Below are 18,668 nucleotides of genomic sequence, written 5' to 3'. Positions count from 1 at the left end.
CCCCACGAAAGTGGGGGAGAGGTGGCTCGGCGAAGCCGAGACGGAGAGGGGGAACCGCGCTCTACGAAGGCCCCTCTCCGGCCGCTTCGCGGCCACCTCTCCCCCCGCTTCGCGGTGGGCGAGGAACCCAGGTTCTCAGAGGTCGAGGGACAGTGCCTCCCTGCCCTGCAGGATAGCGGGGCGCGAAGGAACGCGGCTTTGACTGGCAATGCCGCCTTGCCTGGAAAACAACTAGGCCCGGTAAATCCACTGCTCGGGCACGCGCACCGAAATCTCCTCGCCGGCCGCGATCGTGCCGGGCTTCTCGACCCAGGCGACGAGCCCACGCAAGCGCTTCGCCGACTTCGGGAACAGCAGCGCGCCGGCCTCATGGTCGGCCATCCCGGCATTCTCGGCGACCGATCGCCCGGCGAAGCGGCAAGGCCCGTTCTGCGCATCGACCTTGACGGTCGCGCCGCCTTTGAAGAACAGCAACGTGCCGGACGGCAGCATCGAGAGGCGCGGCAGGCCTTCGATCAGGAGATTGGCGCCGATCCATTCCGGCTTGATCTCGGCGATGCCCATCCGTTCGGCGACGATCGCCAGCTCGTCCGCCGCCACGATCGACAATTGCCGTTCGTTGCGCATCTCGGTGCCGCGCGGATACCAGGGTTCCCGCCCGCCGGAGCGCCGCGTCGTGCCGGCATGGAAATCGCCGTCGATGCCGTCGAAACCGAGTTGCAGCGTATCCACCGCTCGTGTCTCAAAACGATCGAATGATGCGAGACAGAGCGCCGCCACCCTGGCGGCGAGTTTTCGCGACGGGACGATCTCGACCGGAGTTTCGGTTGCGGGAAACATATCCGGCATTGGTTTCATTCCTAGCTACCGGATGCAGTTAGCCGAAGTCGATTCATAGGGTCCAGTCGAAAGCGTTGATGCTCCAATCAAGACGGCTGATACGGGTCGGCACCACCAGCGTTCTGGTTGAATCAGCCTCATGCAAAAGCGTGCCGCATTGCTGCCGCGCTGTATCGGTTGATAATATCGATCAGGTCAAGGCTGCGGAGGTTTATCATGCATCCCGCATCGGCAATCGCGCTGCTGTGGCTGCTCTGGGTAGTTTCATGGGCCGCGGCCGCCTTCTGGGCCGACCGGGCCGAAAAACGCGCCGGCTTCGGGGTGGAGCTTCCATCCCGCGCAGTCATGGTGCTCGGCACGATCCTTCTCCTCATCCCGGCGCACGGTTATGCCGGCCGGCTGAGACTCTGGCTGCCAAACCTTGCCGAAGCGTGGATCTGCGTGGCGCTGATTGCCGCCGGCCTGGCATTTGCCTGGTGGGCGCGGCTGCATCTTGGCCGCCTGTGGTCGGCCACGGTCACCGCCAAGGCCGCGCATCGCGTCGTCGACACCGGCCCTTACCGGCTGGTCCGCCACCCGATCTATACCGGGCTGCTTCTGGCGATCCTCGCCACCATGGCGGCGAAAGGCACGGTCTGGGGCGTTGCCGGCGCCATCCTCATCACCGTCGGCATCGTCATGAAGGCAAGGCTGGAGGAGCGTTTTCTGCGCGGCGAACTGGGTAGCGCTTACGACGACTATGCCAGGCGCGTTCCGATGCTGGTGCCGTTCGCGCCGAGCTGATGCATGTCGCCCAAAAGCATGCCCTCGGGCTTGAACCGAGGGTGTGCAGCGGTTTTGGGGACAACGACATGCGTAAAACAAAAATCTAAAGCATGCGCAATAGCGCGCCGCCGATCGAGTAGCCGGCGCCGAAGGCGCAGAGCAGGCCGTAGTCGCCGGCCTTCATGTCGGCATGGTTCTCCGACAGGGCGATGATGGCGCCGGCGGCGGCGGTGTTGCCGAGGCGCTCCAGCACCATCGGCGCGCGGTCGTGGTCGACGTCATGGCCGAACGACAGTTTCAGGATCATGGCGTTCATCCGCGCATTGGCCTGATGCAGCCAGAAACGCCGGATCGCCTGCGGCGTCAGCCCGTGCTCGGCCAGGAACTCGACGATGAATTTGTGGCCGGCAACGGTGACTTCCTTGAACACCTTGTTGCCGATCTGCTTGATCAGATTGCCTTCCAGATCGATCATGTACGGATCGTCCTGGGTGGCGCGGGTATAGTAACCGAGATTGGTGCGGATGCTGTTCGACATCTGCGTCCAGGCACGCGTGTCCAGCACCTCGAAGCGGCCCGGCCGCTTCTCGCCCTGGGCAAGCCCTTCGACGATCATCGACACGGAAGCGTCGCCGAAGATGAAATGCGTCTGCCGGTCGCGAAAATTGAGATGCCCGGTGATGATCTCCGGCGTCGTCACCAGCACGCGTTTATGCGCCCCTGCCCGCACCAGATTGACCGCGATGTGCAACGCCGCCGCCGCCGAAGAGCAGCCAAGCCCCATATCGAAGCCGGCGCCTTTCGTGCCCAGCGCCTGCTGCATTTCGATGGCGATCGCCGGATAGGGCCGCTGATGGTGCGAGGCCGAGCAGATCACCAGGTCGATGTCGCCAGGCTTCAGCCCGGCATGATCGAGCGCCTTGCCGGCCGAGGCGATGCCGAACTCGGCCTCCAGCGACAGCGCATCGTCGGGCCGCGCCGGGAAGCGCGGCGCCATGCGGGTCGGGTCGAGGATGCCTTCCCGTTCGATGACATGGCGGGTCTGGACGCCCGAGGCATGGACGATGAAGGCACTGTCCGATTTCTGCAGCAGCGGCTCGCCCGACACCTCGCGCCGGACGTTCTCCATGTCCACCCAGCTGTTGAAGCTGGCGACGAGTTCCTCATTGGTGATCGAAGCTTCGGGGATTTCAACGCCGATGCCGCTGATGATGACGCGATGCATTTCCAGTTCGTCCCGTGCGCAGGCGTTGCGGCTTCATGTCGACGCCGCAAAAAGCTCGGCGCAACCTCTTTTGCACCTAGCCAGTTTATGCCGGCTTAAATCAAGTCCCTGGGACGGGTCTTTACCAGGCGCAGAGCTTGGTATTGGTCTGCGGGTTGTTCCAGCAGGCACCGTCATCGCGGCTGCGCACGAATTGCCCGGGCAGCGGCACGTTGCGGCGGCCGAGATTGACATAGCCATAGGCAAAACCCGGTCCGTCGATTTCCAGGACGTAGGTCGGATAACCCGGCGCCGAGATGCGAAAGCTGCCGGCATCGTCCAGCGCCCGATAGCTGCACGAGAAATAGCCGTCGTCGCTGGTGAAGCAGCGTGCTCGCTTGGCCTCCGCCGATATAGACAAGGCAAGCACAGCGGCCGCACAAACGCTGCCGCCGAAACCCATCTTTTTCAGTGTCATCATCCACCCCCATGGCCCATGAAGGGCCTTATCCCTGCCCCAGCGAGATGCGCATGACGGCGAAAGCCGGTCAAGCATCCGCTGCTGGCTGTTTTTGGGTGTAGCTAAGAGTTTCTAAGCGGAACGCCGCGCCACGATGAAGAGACGGGGAAAGCGCAGCAACACCTTGCCGCTTGCCGTTTTCGGATAGGCTTCGCTGATCCCGGCCGTGTAGCACTTCAGGAAAAGCTGCCGCTCGTTTTCGTCGAGCGGATCGAGGAACGGCTTCAGCCCCGTCGATTTCACCCACTCGACGATCGCCTCGGCATCGGCCAGCGGATGGTTGTAGATCGTGTGCCAGATATCGAGCCGATCCGAGAATGGCGACAAAAGGTCGTAGTAGAACGCGACCGGCGGCAGCGGCGCGCGGGCCGCGCGCTCGAGCTTTTCGGCGAACGGCATCTCGGCCGCGGTCTCCCGCATCAGCCGGTGCGAAGGCTCGCCCATGTTGTCCGGCATCTGCACGGCAAGCGCGCCGCCGGGCGCCAAAAATCCCATCAGCCGCTGGAAGACCGCCGGATGCTCCGGCAGCCACTGAAACACCGCATTGGCAAAGATCACGTCGACCGGTTCGTTCGGCTGCCACGCCGCCGCATCCCCCAGCGCAAGGGTGACGCCGGGCAGGCGCGCCTTCGCCTTCTCGATCATGTCGAGGGAGGTATCGAAGCCGCTGATCTGCGCCTGCGGCCAGCGCTCGACCAGCAATTCGGTCGAATTGCCCGGCCCGCAGCCAATGTCGACCACCCGGCGCGGTTCCGGCACCGGCACCTGCGCAACGAGATCGCGCGCGGGGCGGGTGCGCTCGTCCTCGAACTTCAGGTAGAGGGCGGCGGACCAGTCGGCCATCTTGGTTCCTCAGATCATTTGAGAATTCGCCGCCCTGTAAATGTCTTACCGCGTCAGCCGCTTATACGTCATCCTGTGCGGATTGACCGCCTCAGGCCCAAGCCGGCGGATCTTGTCCTGCTCGTAGTCCTCGAAATTGCCTTCGAACCATTCGACGTGGCTGTCGCCCTCGAAGGCGAGGATGTGCGTCGCCAGGCGATCGAGGAACATGCGATCGTGCGAGATGATGACGGCGCAGCCGGCGAAGCTCTCGAGCGCGTCTTCAAGTGCAGCCAGCGTTTCGGTATCGAGATCGTTGGTCGGTTCGTCGAGCAGCAGCACATTGCCGCCGGTCTTCAGCATCTTGGCCAGATGCACGCGGTTGCGCTGGCCGCCGGACAGGTTGCCGACCTTCTGCTGCTGGTCGCCGCCGCGGAAATTGAACGACGCGCAATAGGCGCGGGTGTTGGCTTCGAACTTGCCGAGCTTGACCACTTCGGCGCCGCCCGAGATCTCTTCCCAGACCGTCTTGGTCGGGTCGAGCGCGTCGCGGCTCTGGTCGACATAACCGAGCTTGACCGTCTCGCCGACGCGGATGGTGCCGGCATCGGGCTTTTCCTGGCCGGTGATCATGCGGAACAGCGTCGTCTTGCCGGCGCCGTTCGGGCCGATGACGCCGACGATGCCGCCCGGCGGCAGCTTGAATTCGAGATCGTCGATCAAAAGCGTGTCGCCAAAGCCCTTCGACAGGCCCTCGACCTCGATCACCACATTGCCGAGCCGCTCGCCATGCGGAATGACGATCTGGGTGTCGCTCGGACGCCGCTTGTCGGCTGCATCCAGCAGATCCTGGAAGGCCTGGATACGGGCTTTCGACTTGGTCTGCCGGGCTTTCGGGCTGGACTGGATCCACTCGCGCTCGCGGCCGATCGCCCGCTGGCGCGCATCGTCCTCGCGGCCTTCCTGCTTGAGCCGCTTGGCCTTGGCTTCGAGATATTTGGTGTAGTTGCCTTCGTAGGGGATACCGCGGCCGCGATCGAGCTCGAGGATCCAGCCGGTGACGTTGTCGAGGAAGTAGCGATCGTGGGTGATGATCATCACCGCGCCCGGATAGGCCCGCAGATGCTTTTCCAGCCACGCCGTCGTCTCGGCGTCGAGATGGTTGGTCGGCTCATCGAGCAGCAGCAAATCGGGCTGGCGCAGCAAGAGCTGGCAAAGCGCGACGCGACGGCGTTCGCCGCCCGACAGCTTGGTGACATCGGCCTCCTTGGGCGGGCAGCCGAGTGCCTCCATCGCCATCTCGACCTGCTGTTCGAGATCCCAGAGGTTGAGCCGGTCCATCTCGTCCTGCAGCTTGGCCGACTCGTCCGCCGTCTCGTCGGAATAGTTCATCATCAATTCGTTGTAGCGCTCGATGATGGCGGTCTTGGCGGCGACGCCTTCCATGACGTTTTCGAACACGTTCTTGTTCGGATCGAGCGCCGGCTCCTGCGCCAGGTAACCGACGGTAGCACCCTCGGCCAGCCAGGCCTCGCCGCTCCACTCCTTGTCGATGCCGGCCATGATCTTGAGGATCGTCGACTTGCCGGCGCCGTTGGGACCGAGGATGCCGATCTTGGCGTCCGGGTAGAAGGACAGATGGATGTTCTCGAGCACCTTCTTGGTGCCGTAGGCCTTGTTGAGGCCGGCCATGTGATAGATGAACTGGCGTGCCACGCGCGCTTTCCCTGAAAAGTCGACTGATGTCGGATTGAATGGAAGTTGGGGGCTATGTAAGCGATGCGGCCGCGAACGGCAAACAGTTTTGGCCCTAAAGCAATTCCAGGAAAAGCGTGAAACGGTTTTCCGTCCGGAATTGCGTCAAAACAAAAAAGATGGAGCGGTTCAGCGGTTCCGTGAAACGATGACCCGCTCCAGGCGGATTTGGTCGCACCCGCAAACGCCTAGCCGCTTCATTTCGTTCCGGCGCCCGGGCGAAAGCTCCGGTTAACCATTCCGCGTCAAAACAGTGTTGGATGGGAAATCGCTGGCAGCCGCGATTTCGGGGAGAAAGATCGGGCCGTGCTGAACAGTTTCCTGCTTTTTGCCGAAGCGGTTCTCTATTTCGGCATCATGGTCACGCTTTTCCGGTTCAGGGGCCGCATCGGCCTCGGCGTCTTTGTTTGCGCCCTTGGCGTCATGCATTTCCTGGAAACCTATCTCGCCAGCGTCTTCTACGTCGCGCTGCCGTTCGGCATGGTATCGCCGGGCTCGGCTGTGCTGTTTTCCGGCAAGCTGGTGATGCTTCTCCTGCTCTACATCAAGGAGGACGCGGCAACCGTCCGCCAGCCGATCTACGGCCTGCTGCTCGGCAATACCCTGATGATCGGGCTCGTGCTGATCCTGCGCCTGCACGACATCGCACCGCTGCCCGACGGCAAGCTTCCCGACATCGGCTTCATCGACGAGATGGGCTGGCTGATGGTGTGGGGCACGACGCTGCTGTTCGTCGACGCCATCCTGATCATTCTGCTCTATGAAAAGCTCGGCAAATATCTGCGCAAGGCGCTTTTCACCCGCATCCTGGTCTCCGTCGCCTGCGTGCTCACCTTCGACCAGGCAGGCTTTTTCACGGCGCTGCATTTCGTCACCGGTGCGCCGGTCGCGGTGTTCTTCGGCGGCTGGTTCGCCAAGATGGCAGCGGCCCTGGTCTACAGCACCATGGTGGTCGCCTATATCAGGTGGTTCGAGGCGCGGCAGGTGCCGGCGCCGCGCGGGCTTTCCGACATTTTCGACACGCTGACCTATCGCGAGCGCTATGAGGCACTGGTCGAGCATGTCGGTCGCGACGGCCTCACCGGCCTCCTGCACAGAGGGCGCTTCGACAGCGATGGCGAGGCCGCCGTCGCCGCCAGCCTGCGGACCGCCAGGCCGCTCAGCCTGCTGATCATCGATGTCGACCACTTCAAATCGATCAACGACCGCTTCGGCCACGCCGAGGGAGACAAGGTGCTGAAAGCCCTGGCGATTTTGCTTGGCGAACTTGTCGGGACCGAAGATCGATTGTTCAGGATCGGCGGTGAGGAATTCGCCATCCTCGGCTGGCGTCCGCAGCCGCTCGCCAGGCTGCTGGGCGAAACCGTCAGGCAAGCGGTCAAGACGTCCGCGAGCACCAGCCGGTTCGACATTACCGTCAGCGCCGGCATCTCGACGGTCAGCGAGACGACCCGTTGCCTTGCCGATCTCTTTGCGCTGGCCGACCAGCGTCTCTACAAGGCCAAATCCACGGGACGCGATCGCGTTGTCGGCGAACCGGGCGGCAACGAAGCAGACGCCCGCAACACATGGACCAGGCCGGAGCGCAGCGCCGGCGCGTAACGCTACCCAGGCCTGCGATTGGCTCAATCAGGATTGTTTGCGCCGCTGCCATCCGCCGATCGCAACCGAAACCGCGATCAGCGCGATCGCCAGCCATTTCAACGCGGTAATAATCGGGCCGGCTTCGATGTCGTAGGCAATGAACAGAAGAATGCCCGGTACCAGCAGGCCGCAGAGCACGAGCGTGATCCGGTTGATCTGCCATGACACTTTTGCCGCAAGCGCCTGGTCGCCGGGCACGGCGACAAGCGCGGCCCGCATTGCCTTCGGCGCCACCAGCGTGGTCGAAAGACGCAGCGAAATCGGCAGGCCGATGCCGATGATCAGGAAGGCGCATGCCGCCAGGAGCAGCGAAAACTTGATCGCACTGGTTTCGGCCGGTACCGGGAACAGCAGCGCCGCCAGCGGCAGGAAGACACAGAAGATCCCGAGCGCGGCGATGGCGATGAAGATCGCCGCGTTGACCAGTGTGAACAATTGGTAGGTGCTGCCGCCGATGGGTTTGGCGAGCGTGGTCATGCGCACCCACTCCACTTCGGTGTAGGAAAAGCCCGGCCACTCCATATGGCCGTCGCGGATCGCCGTCATGCCCTTGGCCCAGAACGCCAGCCGCGCCAGCGCGCCGCCCGTCATGCCACTCATCGCCACCCCCTATGAATGATGCCCCCGGGATCATACCATCCCCGGTGCATCGCGTACGGCCTGTTTACTGGAACCCGACGGCATCGACCGCGCCCTTCGGGCAGCCAGCCTTGGCTGTCGGCGCCGAGGCAAGCAGCAGGGCACCGAGCGAAGCGTTCGAAGCGATCGGGCCGGTCAGGCCGAGCGTCAGTTCGCCGATCAGCCGCCTGCCGTTCGAAGGATCGACCACGCAGGACACGCGGACCCGGTCGCCCGCGCCTTTGCCGAAGGCACTGTCGAAGGTGCTGCGGATCTGATCGGACGTGAGCTGCTTGCCGACGCTCTTGGTGAAGAGATCGCGCACCGGCGAAGCGTTCACCGCGTGCATCAGGTTCAACGCGTCGGCGAAATACTCCTGCTGGCTCTTGCCGTAGCAGGTGCCGTGCTTGATCCATTCATGCCTTTCGAGGGCGGATGCGGTGCCCGGCATCACCTGGTCGAGTTCCGCTCGCGTTTTCGGGTCAAGGGTGACCGGCGGCAAGTCTCGCCAGTGCGCCGGATCGTCGTTCGCCTTGTCGCTTGCGGCGACCTGGCAATAGAAATTTCCGTTCGGCTGCGGCCACAACCCATGCAAGGTGAAGTGGGTCGCATCGAAACCGGCGGCGGTCTGCGCACGGCATTCGGCCTTGCTGGATTTGGTCTCGCAGAAAGCCGGCTGCCAGCTCAGCGCGAAGACATATTCCGGCTTTCCGGACGCCGATGGCTTGTTCGGCTCGGCAGGCGCCGGTGCAGCCGGCATCGTCGACGCGCTGCCGCCCGAAACGTGACCGCAGCTGATCTTGACCCAGCGGCGCTCCGGATCGGCGCCCGGCACGCGAATGAGGTAGTGCGTGGGCGCGTCCTTGTTGCCGGCCAGCAGATCATAACTCTGACCAGCCGCGGTCGAGACATTGCCGGGATTCTTGCCGCTCTTGATCGCCTGCGTTGCCGGACAGGCGGCATCGGCGACGAAAGAGCCGGTCATCTTCACATCGGCCCGTGCCGCGCCGGCAAGCAGCACGGCCGCAAGCGCCAATCCGAAAACAAAACCTGTCCGCATAAGGGTCCCTCGGCTGAAAAAACTGCGGCAACAGACTGCCGTTGTCACCATGTCAGAATTGCGAGCGTGCGGTAAACGTCGGCGCGCAAATCGGTCACGCCGGATTGACGCAAAACCGGTGCCGGCGCAAACAAAACTCGCGTCCGGTATCGTGCCGGGGCGTTGGAGACGACGCGGCGATGCCATTCGACCAACAGCTTGTGCTTCGATCGCCGACCGGCGCCGAGCTCAACCTTTATGTGAAACACGCCATCGGCCAACCGCGCGCCATTGTCCAGGTCAATCACGGGTTGGCCGAGCACGCGGCGCGCTATGCCCGTTTCGCGGATTTCCTTGGCGAGCGCGGCTACCAGGTCTACGCGCACGACCACCGTGGCCACGGCGCCACCAAGGCGCCCGACGCGCCACCTGGCAGGTTCGCCGATGCGGATGGCGGTGCCAAGGTCATCGCCGATGTCGCCGCCGTCCATGATCTCATCGCCAGGGAACAGCCGGGCCTGCCGGTCATCGTCTTCGGTCACTCCTTGGGCGCGTCGGTCGCGCTGAACTTTGTCCTCCGCCACTCGGCGCGCATCCATGCCGCCGCGATCTGGAACGGCAATTTCTCGGCCGGACTGCTCGGCCAAATCGCGCTGGCCATGCTTGGTTGGGAAAAGTTCCGGCTTGGCTCAGACGTGCCGTCGCGCCTGCTGCCCCGGCTGACGTTCCGGGCCTGGGGCAAGGCTGTGCCCAATCACCGGACGCCGTTCGACTGGCTGTCGCGCGATGCCGTTGAAGTCGAGAAATACATCGCCGACCCGCTTTGCGGCTGGGACGCATCGGTGTCGATGTGGCAGGACATCGTCATGATGACGCTGCATTGCGGCAGCGACCGCAATTTTTCCGGCGTGCGGCGCGACCTGTTCGTCAATCTGGTCGGAGGCGAGCAAGATCCGGCCTCGGACGGCGGCAAGGCGGTCAGCCATCTTGCCGGCCGGATGCACATGATGGGTTTTTCGAATCTCGTTTCAAAGGTTTACGCCAAAACCCGCCACGAAAGCCTGAACGAGATCAACCGAGACATCATCATGGAGGATTTTGCCGCCTGGGCCGACCGCGTGCTGAGGGCACAGTGATACTGGCCCATTGCAAGGGCCGTGACAGCGGCGCGCGGGATTGATAGAGGCTGCGCTTTCGATCAACCACGGTGATCCATGACTGAGCCTCCGCTCAACGGCATCCGCGTCATCGAACTCGCACGCATCCTCGCCGGGCCATGGGCCGGACAGCTGCTTGCCGACCTCGGCGCCGACGTGATCAAGGTCGAGAGCCCGGACGGCGGCGACGACACCCGCAAATGGGGACCGCCCTTCGTCATCGGCCATGACGGCGAGAACCTTTCGGCCGCTTATTACCATTCCTGCAACCGCGGCAAGCGCTCCATCGCCATCGACTTCTCGACGCCCGAGGGTGCCGAGACGGTGCGCCGGCTGGTCGCGACATCGGACGTGCTGATCGAAAACTTCAAAGTCGGCGGACTGAAGAAATACGGCCTCGACTATGACAGCCTGAGGAAAATCAACTCGCGGCTGATCTATTGCTCGATCACCGGTTTTGGCCAGTCGGGACCGTATGCGCCGCGTGCCGGCTATGATTTCATCATCCAGGGCATGGCCGGCATGATGTCGATCACCGGCGAAGCCGGCCGCGAACCGCAAAAGGCGGGCGTCGCTATATCGGATGTTTTCACCGGGCTTTATTCGGTCATCGCCATCCAGGCGGCGCTTCGCCATGCCGAGAAGACCGGCGAAGGCCAGCATATCGACATGGCGCTCTACGACACCCAGATCTCGACGCTCGGCAACCAGAACCTCAACTATCTCGTCTCCGGACAGTCGCCGGTGCAGATGGGCAATGCGCATATGAACATCGCGCCCTACGAAGTGGTGCCGGTGAAAAATGGCCACATCATCCTGGCGGTCGGCAATGACGGCCAGTTCGCAAAGTTCTGCGCTGCCGTCGGCCTCGACGAGCTGGCGTCGAACCCTGACTTCGCCACCAATCCCGCCCGCGTCGCCAACCGGGCAAAGCTGCGCGAGCATATGATCGAGGCGCTGAAAGCCTTCGATCGCGACCCGTTGCTGGCCAGACTTGAGACTGCCGGAGTGCCGGCCAGCCCGATCAACGACATCGGCCAGATGTTTGCCGACCCGCAGACCATAGCGCGCGGCATGCGGCTCGACCTCGATGACGGCCATGGCAATCTCTTGCCCTCGGTGCGGGCGCCGATGGTCATGTCCGGCACGCCACTGGTCTATGAGCGCCCGTCGCCGCGTCTCGGCGAACACACCCAAGAAATCCTTGCCGAACTGGAGAGGTCAGGAAAATGAAGACCGGCGGACAACTCATCGTCGATGCGCTCGAAGCCAACGGAACGGACCGTATCTATTGCGTACCTGGCGAATCCTATCTGGCGGTGCTCGACGCGCTGCATGATTCACCGATCCGCACAATCGTCTGCCGCCAGGAGGGCGGTGCCGCAATGATGGCCGACTGCCACGGCCGCCTGACCGGCAGGCCCGGCATCTGCTTCGTCACCCGCGGCCCAGGCGCCACCAATGCCTCGGCCGGCATCCACATCGCGATGCAGGATTCAGTCCCCCTCATCCTGTTCATCGGCCAGGTCGCCGGCCACGCCAAGGGGCGCGAGGCCTTCCAGGAGGTCGACTACGTCAGGTTCTTCGGCGATATCGCCAAATGGGTGGTCGAGATCGACGACGCCGCACGCATACCCGAATTCGTCACACGCGCCTTTGCGGTGGCGACGTCCGGTCGCCCGGGCCCGGTCGTCATCTCGCTGCCCGAGGACATGCTGACCAGCCTCGCCGAGGCACCGGACGCCCGGCATTATACCCCTGTCGAGACGCGGCCTGGCGAAGTCGAGCTCGACGCACTGGAAGTGTTGCTCAACAAGGCAAAGCGGCCCTTCGTCATCCTCGGCGGTACGCGCTGGGACGCGCAGGCCGTTGCACGGATGCGGACGATAGCCGAAGCCTGGTCGCTGCCGGTCGGCTGCTCCTTCCGCCGCCAGATGCTGTTCGACCATCTCCACCCGAACTATGCCGGCGATGTCGGCATCGGCATCAATCCCAAGGTAGCAACCGCCATCAAGCAGGCCGATCTTGTGCTGCTGATCGGCGGCCGCATGGGCGAGATGCCGTCATCCGACTACACGCTGCTGAAGAGTCCCTACCCCGACCAGACGCTGGTCCATATCCATGCCGACGCCGGCGAACTCGGCCGCGTCTACCGGCCGGCGCTGGCGATCAATGCCTCGCCTGCCGCTTTCGTCGAAGCCTTTGCCAGACGCAAGCCGGCCGCAACGCCGGTGTGGGCGGCTGAGGCAGCGAAGCTGCACGCCGCCTATCTCGACTGGTCGACGCCTCCGGAGAGCGGCCCCGGCGCCGTCCAGATGGGGCCGATCATGAATTATCTCGAAACGATGCTGCCGGACGACGCCATCCTCACCAACGGCGCCGGCAACTACGCCACCTGGGTGCATCGCTACCATCGCTTCCGGCGTTTCGGCACGCAGGCAGCACCCACATCCGGCTCGATGGGCTACGGCACGCCGGCGGCGGTCGCCGCCAAGCAGCTTTTCCCCGACCGCGACGTGATCGCCTTCGCCGGCGACGGCTGTTTTCTGATGAACGGCCAGGAATTCGCCACCGCCGTGCAATACGGGCTGCCGATCATCGTCATCGTCGTCAACAATGGCATCTACGGCACCATCCGCATGCATCAGGAGCGCGAATATCCCGGCCGTGTCGTCGCCACGGACTTGAAGAATCCCGACTTTGCTGCTTTGGCCCGTGCCTATGGCGGCCATGGCGAGACGGTGGAAAAGACCGCCGACTTCGCCGCGGCCTTCGAGCGAGCGCGGGCCAGCGGCAAGCCGTCGATCGTAGAGATCAGGCTCGACCCTGAAGCCATCACGCCGACCCGCACGATGACCCAGATTCGCGACAAGGCCTGACAAAACAGGATGATTGCCCTGTTTTGTCGTCGTGATCTGCCTATTTGGCCTTCTCGATCTGGCCGCGGATCTCGCCGTCCGCGTGGGCCGCGGTGTGGATGTTGACGTAATATTTGCCAGCCTCAAGATCGGTGGCCTGGGCATCAGTCAATGTCGCCGAACCCTTGATCGGGCTCTTCAGCTTGCCTTCGAACGGCACCACTGGATCGGCGTTTTGACCCTTTGCCGCCGGGCCGTGAATGTGTGCGGCCTTCGCCGGCCCGCTGAGGCCGGAATATCTCACGGTCCAGCTGAGTTTCTTGGTGGCGGTGTTGAACCTGAGCGTGGCGGTGCCCTTGCCCTTCGTTGTGACGGGCGGGTTCTGCTGAGCACCATCGAGCGTCGCCGCCATCTTTATGGTTTCGGCCAAGGCCGGTGAAGCAGAGAAGATGGCTGCAGAAATGGCCAGCGCCGAAAGCATCGGCGTGAAGGACTGGATGCGCATGGAAACCTCCGTTGTGACACCCTTGAGGCGGATGCACCGGCACAACGATTTTGCGAGCGGATGTTTCCGCCGGTAACGTTCATTTTACATCCCACTAAAAAGGGGCGGTCGCCCGCCCCTTTTCGTCTTCCAACAGAGCTTGCCTGATAGCCCCTATTTGATGGCCTTGTCGGTGATCGCCGTCGTGTAGGCGCCGGTAGGCTCCTTGCTGATGATCTTCTGGTCGAGCAGCGCCTTGGCGGTGCGCTCGTAGGTCGCCGGATCGAGCTTGCCGTCGGCATTGTCGATCAGCTTGGCGACTTCGCCCATCATGCGCTTCTGGTGATTCTCGTCCTGGCCGCCATTGTCCATGACGATGCCGGCCGCTTCGTCGGAATTGTCGACGGCGTATTTCCAGCCCTTCATCGAAGCGCGCACGAAACGCACCATCTTGTCCTCGAAGGCCGGATCCTTGAGCTTGTCCTCCAGGGCATAGAGCCCGTCTTCGAGCAGATCGTTGCCCATGGCGGAATAGTTGAAGACGGTCAGCTCTTCCGGCTTGTAGCCGGCGTCGATGAGCTGCCAGTACTCGTTATAGGTCATGACCGAAATGCAATCCGCCTGCTTCTGGATCAGCGGCTGCACGTCAAAGCTCTGCTTGAGCACGGTGACGCCGTCCGGCCCGCCATCGGTCTTGAGGCCAAGCTTGTTCATCCAGGCATAGAACGGATACTCGTTGCCGAAGAACCAGACGCCGAGCGTGTGGCCCTTGAAGTCGGCTTCCGTCTTGATCGGACCGTCCTTCGGGCAGACCAGCTCCATGCCGGCCTTCTTGAACGGCTGGGCGATGTTGACCAGCGGCACGCCCTTCTCGCGCGCAGCCAGCGCACCGCCCATCCAGTCGACGATGACGTCGGCGCCGCCGCCGGCAATAACCTGCTCCGGTGCAATGTCCGGTCCGCCGGGCTTGATGTCGACGTCGAGGCCCTCGGCGTCATAGAAGCCCTTGGCTTTGGCGACATAATAGCCGGCGAACTGTGCCTGGGTGACCCATTTCAGCTGCAGCGTCACCTTGTCCGCGGCCATTGCCTGGAACGCGGCAAGCGACATCGCGCCGGCCAGCATCGAAACAACAAGTCTTTTCATGTTTTTACCCTCTGAAGTTAGCGCCCTAAACCCACCGCCCCTATCCACCACGGACAGAGGGATGCCAAAACGTGACTGCTCTCTCGAAAAGAGCGACCACGCCATAAAAGACCGAACCCGCAAGTGCTGCAACTGCGATTTCCGCCCACACCATGTCGATGTTCATCCGCCCGACTTCCGTCGAAATGCGGAATCCCATGCCGACCACCGGCGTGCCGAAGAACTCGGCGACGATGGCGCCGATCAGCGCCAGCGTCGAATTGATCTTCAACGCATTGAAGATGAAGGGTGCCGCCGCCGGCAGCCGCAGCTTGAACAGCGTCTGCCAATAGCTCGAGGCATAGGTGCGCATCAGGTCGCGCTCCATATGGCCGGAGGCGGCAAGCCCGGCGACGGTGTTCACCAGCATCGGGAAGAAGGTCATGATGATGACCACCGCTGCCTTCGACTGCCAGTCGAAGCCGAACCACATGACCATGATCGGCGCGACGCCGATGATCGGCAGCGCCGACACCATATTGCCGATCGGCAAAAGCCCGCGCCGCAGGAACGGCACGCGGTCGGCGGCGATGGCAACGAGGAAGCCGGCGCTGCTCCCCACCACATAGCCGAAGATGACCGCCTTGAAGATGGTCTGCCTGACATCGGCCCCCAGCACCGGCAGCGAGCCGACGATGCGTGCACCGATGGCGCTTGGCGGCGGCAACAGGATGAAGGGAATGCCGGCACCACGCGTCACCGCCTCCCAGATGATCAGGATCCAGGCGCCGAAGATGGCCGGAATGATCAGGCGCAGGGCGGTTGACGCCCAGCGCGATGTCGGGCGAAACGACGACAAGACCGTTACGCAGCGCCAGGCCAAAAACCACGCCGCGACGAGCAGCAGATAGAAGGGTGCGCGAGCGCTGCCCTCATTGCCGGTTATGCCGGCGAGCAGCATCCACGCTGCGCCATGCGCGCCAAGGAACAGCAACACCACCCCGATCATCGGTGGAAAGTTGTCGGCCTCGATTGCCACGAGCAGCAAAATGAAAATCAAAACCGTAGTCGCCATGCCGTAACCGGGCGTAGCACTGACGAGCGGCCAAAGGAGCAGCGCGCCGGCAAGCAGGACAAGCGCGGCATACCCCTGCCAGGATCGAGGCGTGATTGAGGAAAGGCTCAGGATGGAGCTCATGCCGGCCTCCCGCCCATGGCGCGGTCGACAAGGCGCCCGGCGATGCCGACGACCATCACCAGCAGCGCCGCGACCACCGACCCGGCAACCAGAGCCGACCAGATGTCGATGGTCTGGCTGTAGTAGGCGCCGGCGAGCAATTTGGCACCGATGCCGGCGACGGCGCCGGTCGGCAACTCGCCGACGATGGCGCCGACCAGGCTGGCAGCCACCGCCACCTTCATCGAGGTGAACAGGAACGGCACCGAAGCCGGCACCCGCAATTTCCAGAAGGTCTGCGAGGCACTGGCATTATAGGTGTGCATCAGGTCGAGATGGGTGAGCTCGGGCGAGCGCAGTCCCTTCACCATGCCGACCGCCACCGGGAAGAACGACAGATAGGTCGAGATCAGCGCCTTCGGGATAAGCCCGGTGATGCCGACCGCCGCCAGCACGACGATGATCATCGGCGCCACCGCCAGGATCGGAATGGTCTGCGAGGCGATGATCCACGGCATCAGACTGCGGTCGAGCGTCGCCACATGCACGATGCCGACGGCGATGACGATGCCGAGCGCCGTGCCGAAAGCAAAGCCGAGCAGCGTCGACGACAACGTCACCCAGGCATTGTAGACAAGGCTGCGGTTCGAGGTGATGCTACGCAGAAAGGTGTTTTCGAAAAAATTCACCGCCACCTGATGCGGCGCCGGCAGCGTCGGCTTCGGCTGTACCAGCGTCTTGCCGATGAATTCCACAATACCCGGCGTCTGATTGGCGCGGCGGTCGAGATCGCGCTGGAACGGCGCGTTGAGGATGACAGCCATGACGTACCAGACGACGACGACGCCCAGGAGGATCGAGGTCACCGGAACGATCTTGTCGCGAAACGAGTCCATCTAGCAGGCCTCGCCGGATAAACGCCCTCCTCTCCCCGGCGGGGAGAGGGTGGCTGGAGCGAAGCGGAGGCCGGGTCCTTTTGCTACGGCAATCGTTTCTTTCGTCATCCTAGGGCGAAGCAAGGAGCGAAGCGACGCGGCGCAGACCCTAGGATCCATGCCGTTACCTCCCTGCTTCGCAACGGTGCGGAACATTACTCCCTCTCTGGAAGGAACAGCGGCTGCCTTGGCTTGCCGGGCGGATACCCTGAACCATGTGCACCCTTCGGCCGACGTCACGGCATGGATCCTAGGGTCTGCGCAGGCCGCTTCGCGGCTGCTCCGCCCTAGGATGACGAAGGCATGGGTGGCCCCGCTGGCCCCGACGGGGAGAGGAGGGAGGTCATCCCGCTCAATCATCATAGCTGTGCCCTGCCCTCAGCCCGTCCCGCACGCGTGCCGCGATGGCCAGGAACTCCGGCGTCTCGCGGATATCGAGCGGCCGCTTTTTCGGCAGCGTCGATTCTATGACGTCGCTGACACGCCCCGGGCGCGGCGACATGACGACGATGCGCGTCGACAGATAGACCGCCTCAGGGATCGAATGGGTGACGAAGCAGATAGTCTTGTTGGTCCGCTCCCAAAGCTCCAGCAGCTGTTCGTTGAGGTGATCGCGCACGATCTCGTCCAGCGCGCCGAACGGCTCGTCCATCAACAAAAGGTCGGCGTCGAAGGCGAGCGCCCGCGCGATCGAGGCGCGCTGCTGCATGCCGCCCGAAAGCTGCCAGGGGTATTTCTTCTCGAAGCCGCTGAGGTTGACAAGGTCGAGGGTTCGCTTGATGCGCGCCGCCTGCTCCGCCCTGGACAGGCCCATGATCTCCAGCGGCAGTGCCACATTGCGCTCGATCGTGCGCCACGGATAAAGTGCGGCCGCCTGGAAGACATAGCCATAGGCGCGGCTCTGGCGCGCCTGCTCGGGCGTCATGCCGTTGACGGAGATGGCTCCCGATGTCGGCTTCTCCAGATCGGCGATGACGCGCAGCAAGGTCGTCTTGCCGCAGCCGGAGGGCCCGATGAAGGACACGAATTCCCCCTTGCCGATGGTCAGGTCGACATTCGACAGCGCCTGTACCGGACCATCATTGGTCTGGAAGGTAAGGCCAAGCTTGCTTGCCGAAACAACGGCTGGCGATACTCCCGTCATCGGCCGTAGCCTGTCGCTTCCGGCCACTGCGGCGCCGGCCGGAATCCCATTGATTTTACCCCGATGTTGCTTTCCACTCGCCCAGTCCTACTCGCCCCAGTTTTACTCGCCCCAGTTCTACTCGCCCCAGATCTACGCGCCCTTGTCCCATCAGATAGACGCCCGGAGTTGCCCCGATGTCGCCCAAACCGACTTGCCATCTTATCCGCCCTGAAAGCTCTTATGAAGGCAAGCAGGGCCTGAGTTATTTCGCCGGTATCGCCGCCGAAACAGTCGGCTCGTCCGGCATCTGCATGCATCTGCTGACCATGCCGCCGGGTGCCCGCGCCAAGGCGCATATGCACGAAAACCATGAAACCGCGATCTATGTGCTCTCCGGCGAAGTCCATACCTGGTATGGCGACCGGCTCGAACAGCATATCGTGGTCAAGGCCGGCGATCTTTTCTATATTCCCCCCGGCGTGCCGCATCTGCCGGCCAATCTGAGCGACGGCCCCGCCTCGGCGGTCATTGCCCGCACCGATCCCAACGAACAGGAAAGCGTCGTCCTGCTGCCGGAACTGGACGGGTTGGTCGCCTGA

General features: G+C 63.3%; 18 protein-coding genes. 6 read left to right on the top strand and 12 right to left on the bottom strand.

Features of this window, described 5'->3' with window-relative positions:
* Positions 1-231 precede the first annotated feature (231 nt).
* The gene (locus tag NKK47_RS25785; RefSeq protein ID WP_352456195.1) at positions 232-849 is read right to left on the bottom strand and encodes an MOSC domain-containing protein; all 618 of its coding nucleotides are present in this window, start codon (positions 847-849) and stop codon (positions 232-234) included.
* Between the two features lie 207 nt (positions 850-1,056).
* Here NKK47_RS25785 and NKK47_RS25780 point away from each other — a divergent pair, with 207 nt between their 5' ends.
* On the top strand, positions 1,057-1,623 hold the full coding sequence (locus NKK47_RS25780; protein ID WP_352578735.1) for a methyltransferase family protein: 567 nt from the start codon (positions 1,057-1,059) through the stop codon (positions 1,621-1,623).
* Positions 1,624-1,708: 85 nt separating this feature from the next.
* Here the strand turns inward: NKK47_RS25780 and NKK47_RS25775 are convergent, their stop codons facing one another.
* The 4 genes from NKK47_RS25775 to ettA all read right to left on the bottom strand — a co-directional run bounded on the left by NKK47_RS25775 (position 1,709) and on the right by ettA (position 5,867).
* Positions 1,709-2,830, bottom strand: coding sequence for a beta-ketoacyl-ACP synthase III (locus NKK47_RS25775; protein WP_352578734.1), 1,122 nt, complete (start codon positions 2,828-2,830; stop codon positions 1,709-1,711).
* A gap of 121 nt (positions 2,831-2,951) precedes the next feature.
* A complete protein-coding gene (locus NKK47_RS25770) occupies positions 2,952-3,290 on the bottom strand; it encodes a hypothetical protein (RefSeq protein ID WP_352578733.1) in 339 nt (112 codons plus the stop codon).
* Positions 3,291-3,401: 111 nt separating this feature from the next.
* A complete protein-coding gene (gene tam / locus NKK47_RS25765) occupies positions 3,402-4,172 on the bottom strand; it encodes a trans-aconitate 2-methyltransferase (RefSeq protein ID WP_352578732.1) in 771 nt (256 codons plus the stop codon).
* 45 nt (positions 4,173-4,217) lie between these two features.
* A complete protein-coding gene (gene ettA / locus NKK47_RS25760) occupies positions 4,218-5,867 on the bottom strand; it encodes an energy-dependent translational throttle protein EttA (RefSeq protein ID WP_352453385.1) in 1,650 nt (549 codons plus the stop codon).
* A 345-nt stretch (positions 5,868-6,212) separates the two neighbouring features.
* Here ettA and NKK47_RS25755 point away from each other — a divergent pair, with 345 nt between their 5' ends.
* Entirely contained in the window at positions 6,213-7,508 is a 1,296-nt protein-coding gene (locus tag NKK47_RS25755; RefSeq protein ID WP_352578731.1) for a GGDEF domain-containing protein, read from the top strand.
* Between the two features lie 27 nt (positions 7,509-7,535).
* Here the strand turns inward: NKK47_RS25755 and NKK47_RS25750 are convergent, their stop codons facing one another.
* Complete coding sequence (locus tag NKK47_RS25750) at positions 7,536-8,150, bottom strand: hypothetical protein (RefSeq protein WP_352456201.1); 615 nt, start codon at positions 8,148-8,150, stop codon at positions 7,536-7,538.
* A gap of 64 nt (positions 8,151-8,214) precedes the next feature.
* On the bottom strand, positions 8,215-9,228 hold the full coding sequence (locus NKK47_RS25745) for a ribonuclease T2 family protein (RefSeq protein ID WP_352578730.1): 1,014 nt from the start codon (positions 9,226-9,228) through the stop codon (positions 8,215-8,217).
* A gap of 179 nt (positions 9,229-9,407) precedes the next feature.
* Here NKK47_RS25745 and NKK47_RS25740 point away from each other — a divergent pair, with 179 nt between their 5' ends.
* The 3 genes from NKK47_RS25740 to NKK47_RS25730 all read left to right on the top strand — a co-directional run bounded on the left by NKK47_RS25740 (position 9,408) and on the right by NKK47_RS25730 (position 13,243).
* On the top strand, positions 9,408-10,343 hold the full coding sequence (locus NKK47_RS25740; protein WP_352578728.1) for an alpha/beta fold hydrolase: 936 nt from the start codon (positions 9,408-9,410) through the stop codon (positions 10,341-10,343).
* A 78-nt stretch (positions 10,344-10,421) separates the two neighbouring features.
* Positions 10,422-11,597 carry a CaiB/BaiF CoA transferase family protein gene (locus NKK47_RS25735; RefSeq protein ID WP_352578727.1) on the top strand — a complete coding sequence of 392 codons (1,176 nt, stop codon included), beginning with the start codon at positions 10,422-10,424 and terminating at the stop codon, positions 11,595-11,597.
* Positions 11,594-13,243 (top strand): thiamine pyrophosphate-binding protein, encoded by a 1,650-nt coding sequence (locus NKK47_RS25730; RefSeq protein WP_352578726.1) that lies wholly within the window; start codon positions 11,594-11,596, stop codon positions 13,241-13,243. Before NKK47_RS25735 ends, NKK47_RS25730 begins: the two co-directional genes overlap by 4 nt.
* Positions 13,244-13,283: 40 nt before the next feature.
* Here NKK47_RS25730 and NKK47_RS25725 read toward each other — a convergent pair whose 3' ends face one another.
* The 5 genes from NKK47_RS25725 to NKK47_RS25705 all read right to left on the bottom strand — a co-directional run bounded on the left by NKK47_RS25725 (position 13,284) and on the right by NKK47_RS25705 (position 18,087).
* The gene (locus NKK47_RS25725) at positions 13,284-13,727 is read right to left on the bottom strand and encodes a CHRD domain-containing protein (protein WP_352578725.1); all 444 of its coding nucleotides are present in this window, start codon (positions 13,725-13,727) and stop codon (positions 13,284-13,286) included.
* A 153-nt stretch (positions 13,728-13,880) separates the two neighbouring features.
* Positions 13,881-14,852, bottom strand: a complete 972-nt coding sequence (locus NKK47_RS25720) for an ABC transporter substrate-binding protein (protein WP_023675876.1) — start codon at positions 14,850-14,852, stop codon at positions 13,881-13,883.
* Positions 14,853-14,892: 40 nt separating this feature from the next.
* Complete coding sequence (locus NKK47_RS25715; protein ID WP_352578724.1) at positions 14,893-16,029, bottom strand: ABC transporter permease; 1,137 nt, start codon at positions 16,027-16,029, stop codon at positions 14,893-14,895.
* Positions 16,026-16,904: an ABC transporter permease gene (locus tag NKK47_RS25710; protein ID WP_352471508.1), complete on the bottom strand. Its 879-nt coding sequence runs from the start codon at positions 16,902-16,904 to the stop codon at positions 16,026-16,028. The genes NKK47_RS25715 and NKK47_RS25710 overlap by 4 nt, the downstream gene beginning before the upstream one ends.
* A 391-nt stretch (positions 16,905-17,295) precedes the next feature.
* The gene (locus NKK47_RS25705; protein WP_352453396.1) at positions 17,296-18,087 is read right to left on the bottom strand and encodes an ABC transporter ATP-binding protein; all 792 of its coding nucleotides are present in this window, start codon (positions 18,085-18,087) and stop codon (positions 17,296-17,298) included.
* A 176-nt stretch (positions 18,088-18,263) separates the two neighbouring features.
* On the opposite strand from NKK47_RS25705, the gene NKK47_RS25700 reads away from it, so the two are divergent.
* A complete protein-coding gene (locus NKK47_RS25700) occupies positions 18,264-18,668 on the top strand; it encodes a cupin domain-containing protein (RefSeq protein ID WP_023675871.1) in 405 nt (134 codons plus the stop codon).

The organism is Mesorhizobium sp. M0019 (assembly GCF_040323975.1).
In the GTDB taxonomy this organism is placed as follows: domain Bacteria; phylum Pseudomonadota; class Alphaproteobacteria; order Rhizobiales; family Rhizobiaceae; genus Mesorhizobium.
This window is presented reverse-complemented; position numbering and strand designations above follow the sequence as displayed.

Bases quoted from the DNA above. Each gene is read 5' to 3' on its own strand.
- NKK47_RS25700 (WP_023675871.1), top strand. From the start codon at position 18,264: ATGTCGCCCAAACCGACTTGCCATCTTATCCGCCCTGAAAGCTCTTAT.
- NKK47_RS25720 (WP_023675876.1), bottom strand. From the start codon at position 14,852: ATGAAAAGACTTGTTGTTTCGATGCTGGCCGGCGCGATGTCGCTTGCC.
- NKK47_RS25735 (WP_352578727.1), top strand. From the start codon at position 10,422: ATGACTGAGCCTCCGCTCAACGGCATCCGCGTCATCGAACTCGCACGC.
- NKK47_RS25715 (WP_352578724.1), bottom strand. From the start codon at position 16,029: ATGAGCTCCATCCTGAGCCTTTCCTCAATCACGCCTCGATCCTGGCAG.
- NKK47_RS25710 (WP_352471508.1), bottom strand. From the start codon at position 16,904: ATGGACTCGTTTCGCGACAAGATCGTTCCGGTGACCTCGATCCTCCTG.
- NKK47_RS25770 (WP_352578733.1), bottom strand. From the start codon at position 3,290: ATGATGACACTGAAAAAGATGGGTTTCGGCGGCAGCGTTTGTGCGGCC.
- NKK47_RS25725 (WP_352578725.1), bottom strand. From the start codon at position 13,727: ATGCGCATCCAGTCCTTCACGCCGATGCTTTCGGCGCTGGCCATTTCT.
- NKK47_RS25730 (WP_352578726.1), top strand. From the start codon at position 11,594: ATGAAGACCGGCGGACAACTCATCGTCGATGCGCTCGAAGCCAACGGA.
- NKK47_RS25785 (WP_352456195.1), bottom strand. From the start codon at position 849: ATGCCGGATATGTTTCCCGCAACCGAAACTCCGGTCGAGATCGTCCCG.
- NKK47_RS25780 (WP_352578735.1), top strand. From the start codon at position 1,057: ATGCATCCCGCATCGGCAATCGCGCTGCTGTGGCTGCTCTGGGTAGTT.
- NKK47_RS25745 (WP_352578730.1), bottom strand. From the start codon at position 9,228: ATGCGGACAGGTTTTGTTTTCGGATTGGCGCTTGCGGCCGTGCTGCTT.
- tam (WP_352578732.1), bottom strand. From the start codon at position 4,172: ATGGCCGACTGGTCCGCCGCCCTCTACCTGAAGTTCGAGGACGAGCGC.
- NKK47_RS25775 (WP_352578734.1), bottom strand. From the start codon at position 2,830: ATGCATCGCGTCATCATCAGCGGCATCGGCGTTGAAATCCCCGAAGCT.
- NKK47_RS25705 (WP_352453396.1), bottom strand. From the start codon at position 18,087: ATGACGGGAGTATCGCCAGCCGTTGTTTCGGCAAGCAAGCTTGGCCTT.
- NKK47_RS25750 (WP_352456201.1), bottom strand. From the start codon at position 8,150: ATGAGTGGCATGACGGGCGGCGCGCTGGCGCGGCTGGCGTTCTGGGCC.
- NKK47_RS25740 (WP_352578728.1), top strand. From the start codon at position 9,408: ATGCCATTCGACCAACAGCTTGTGCTTCGATCGCCGACCGGCGCCGAG.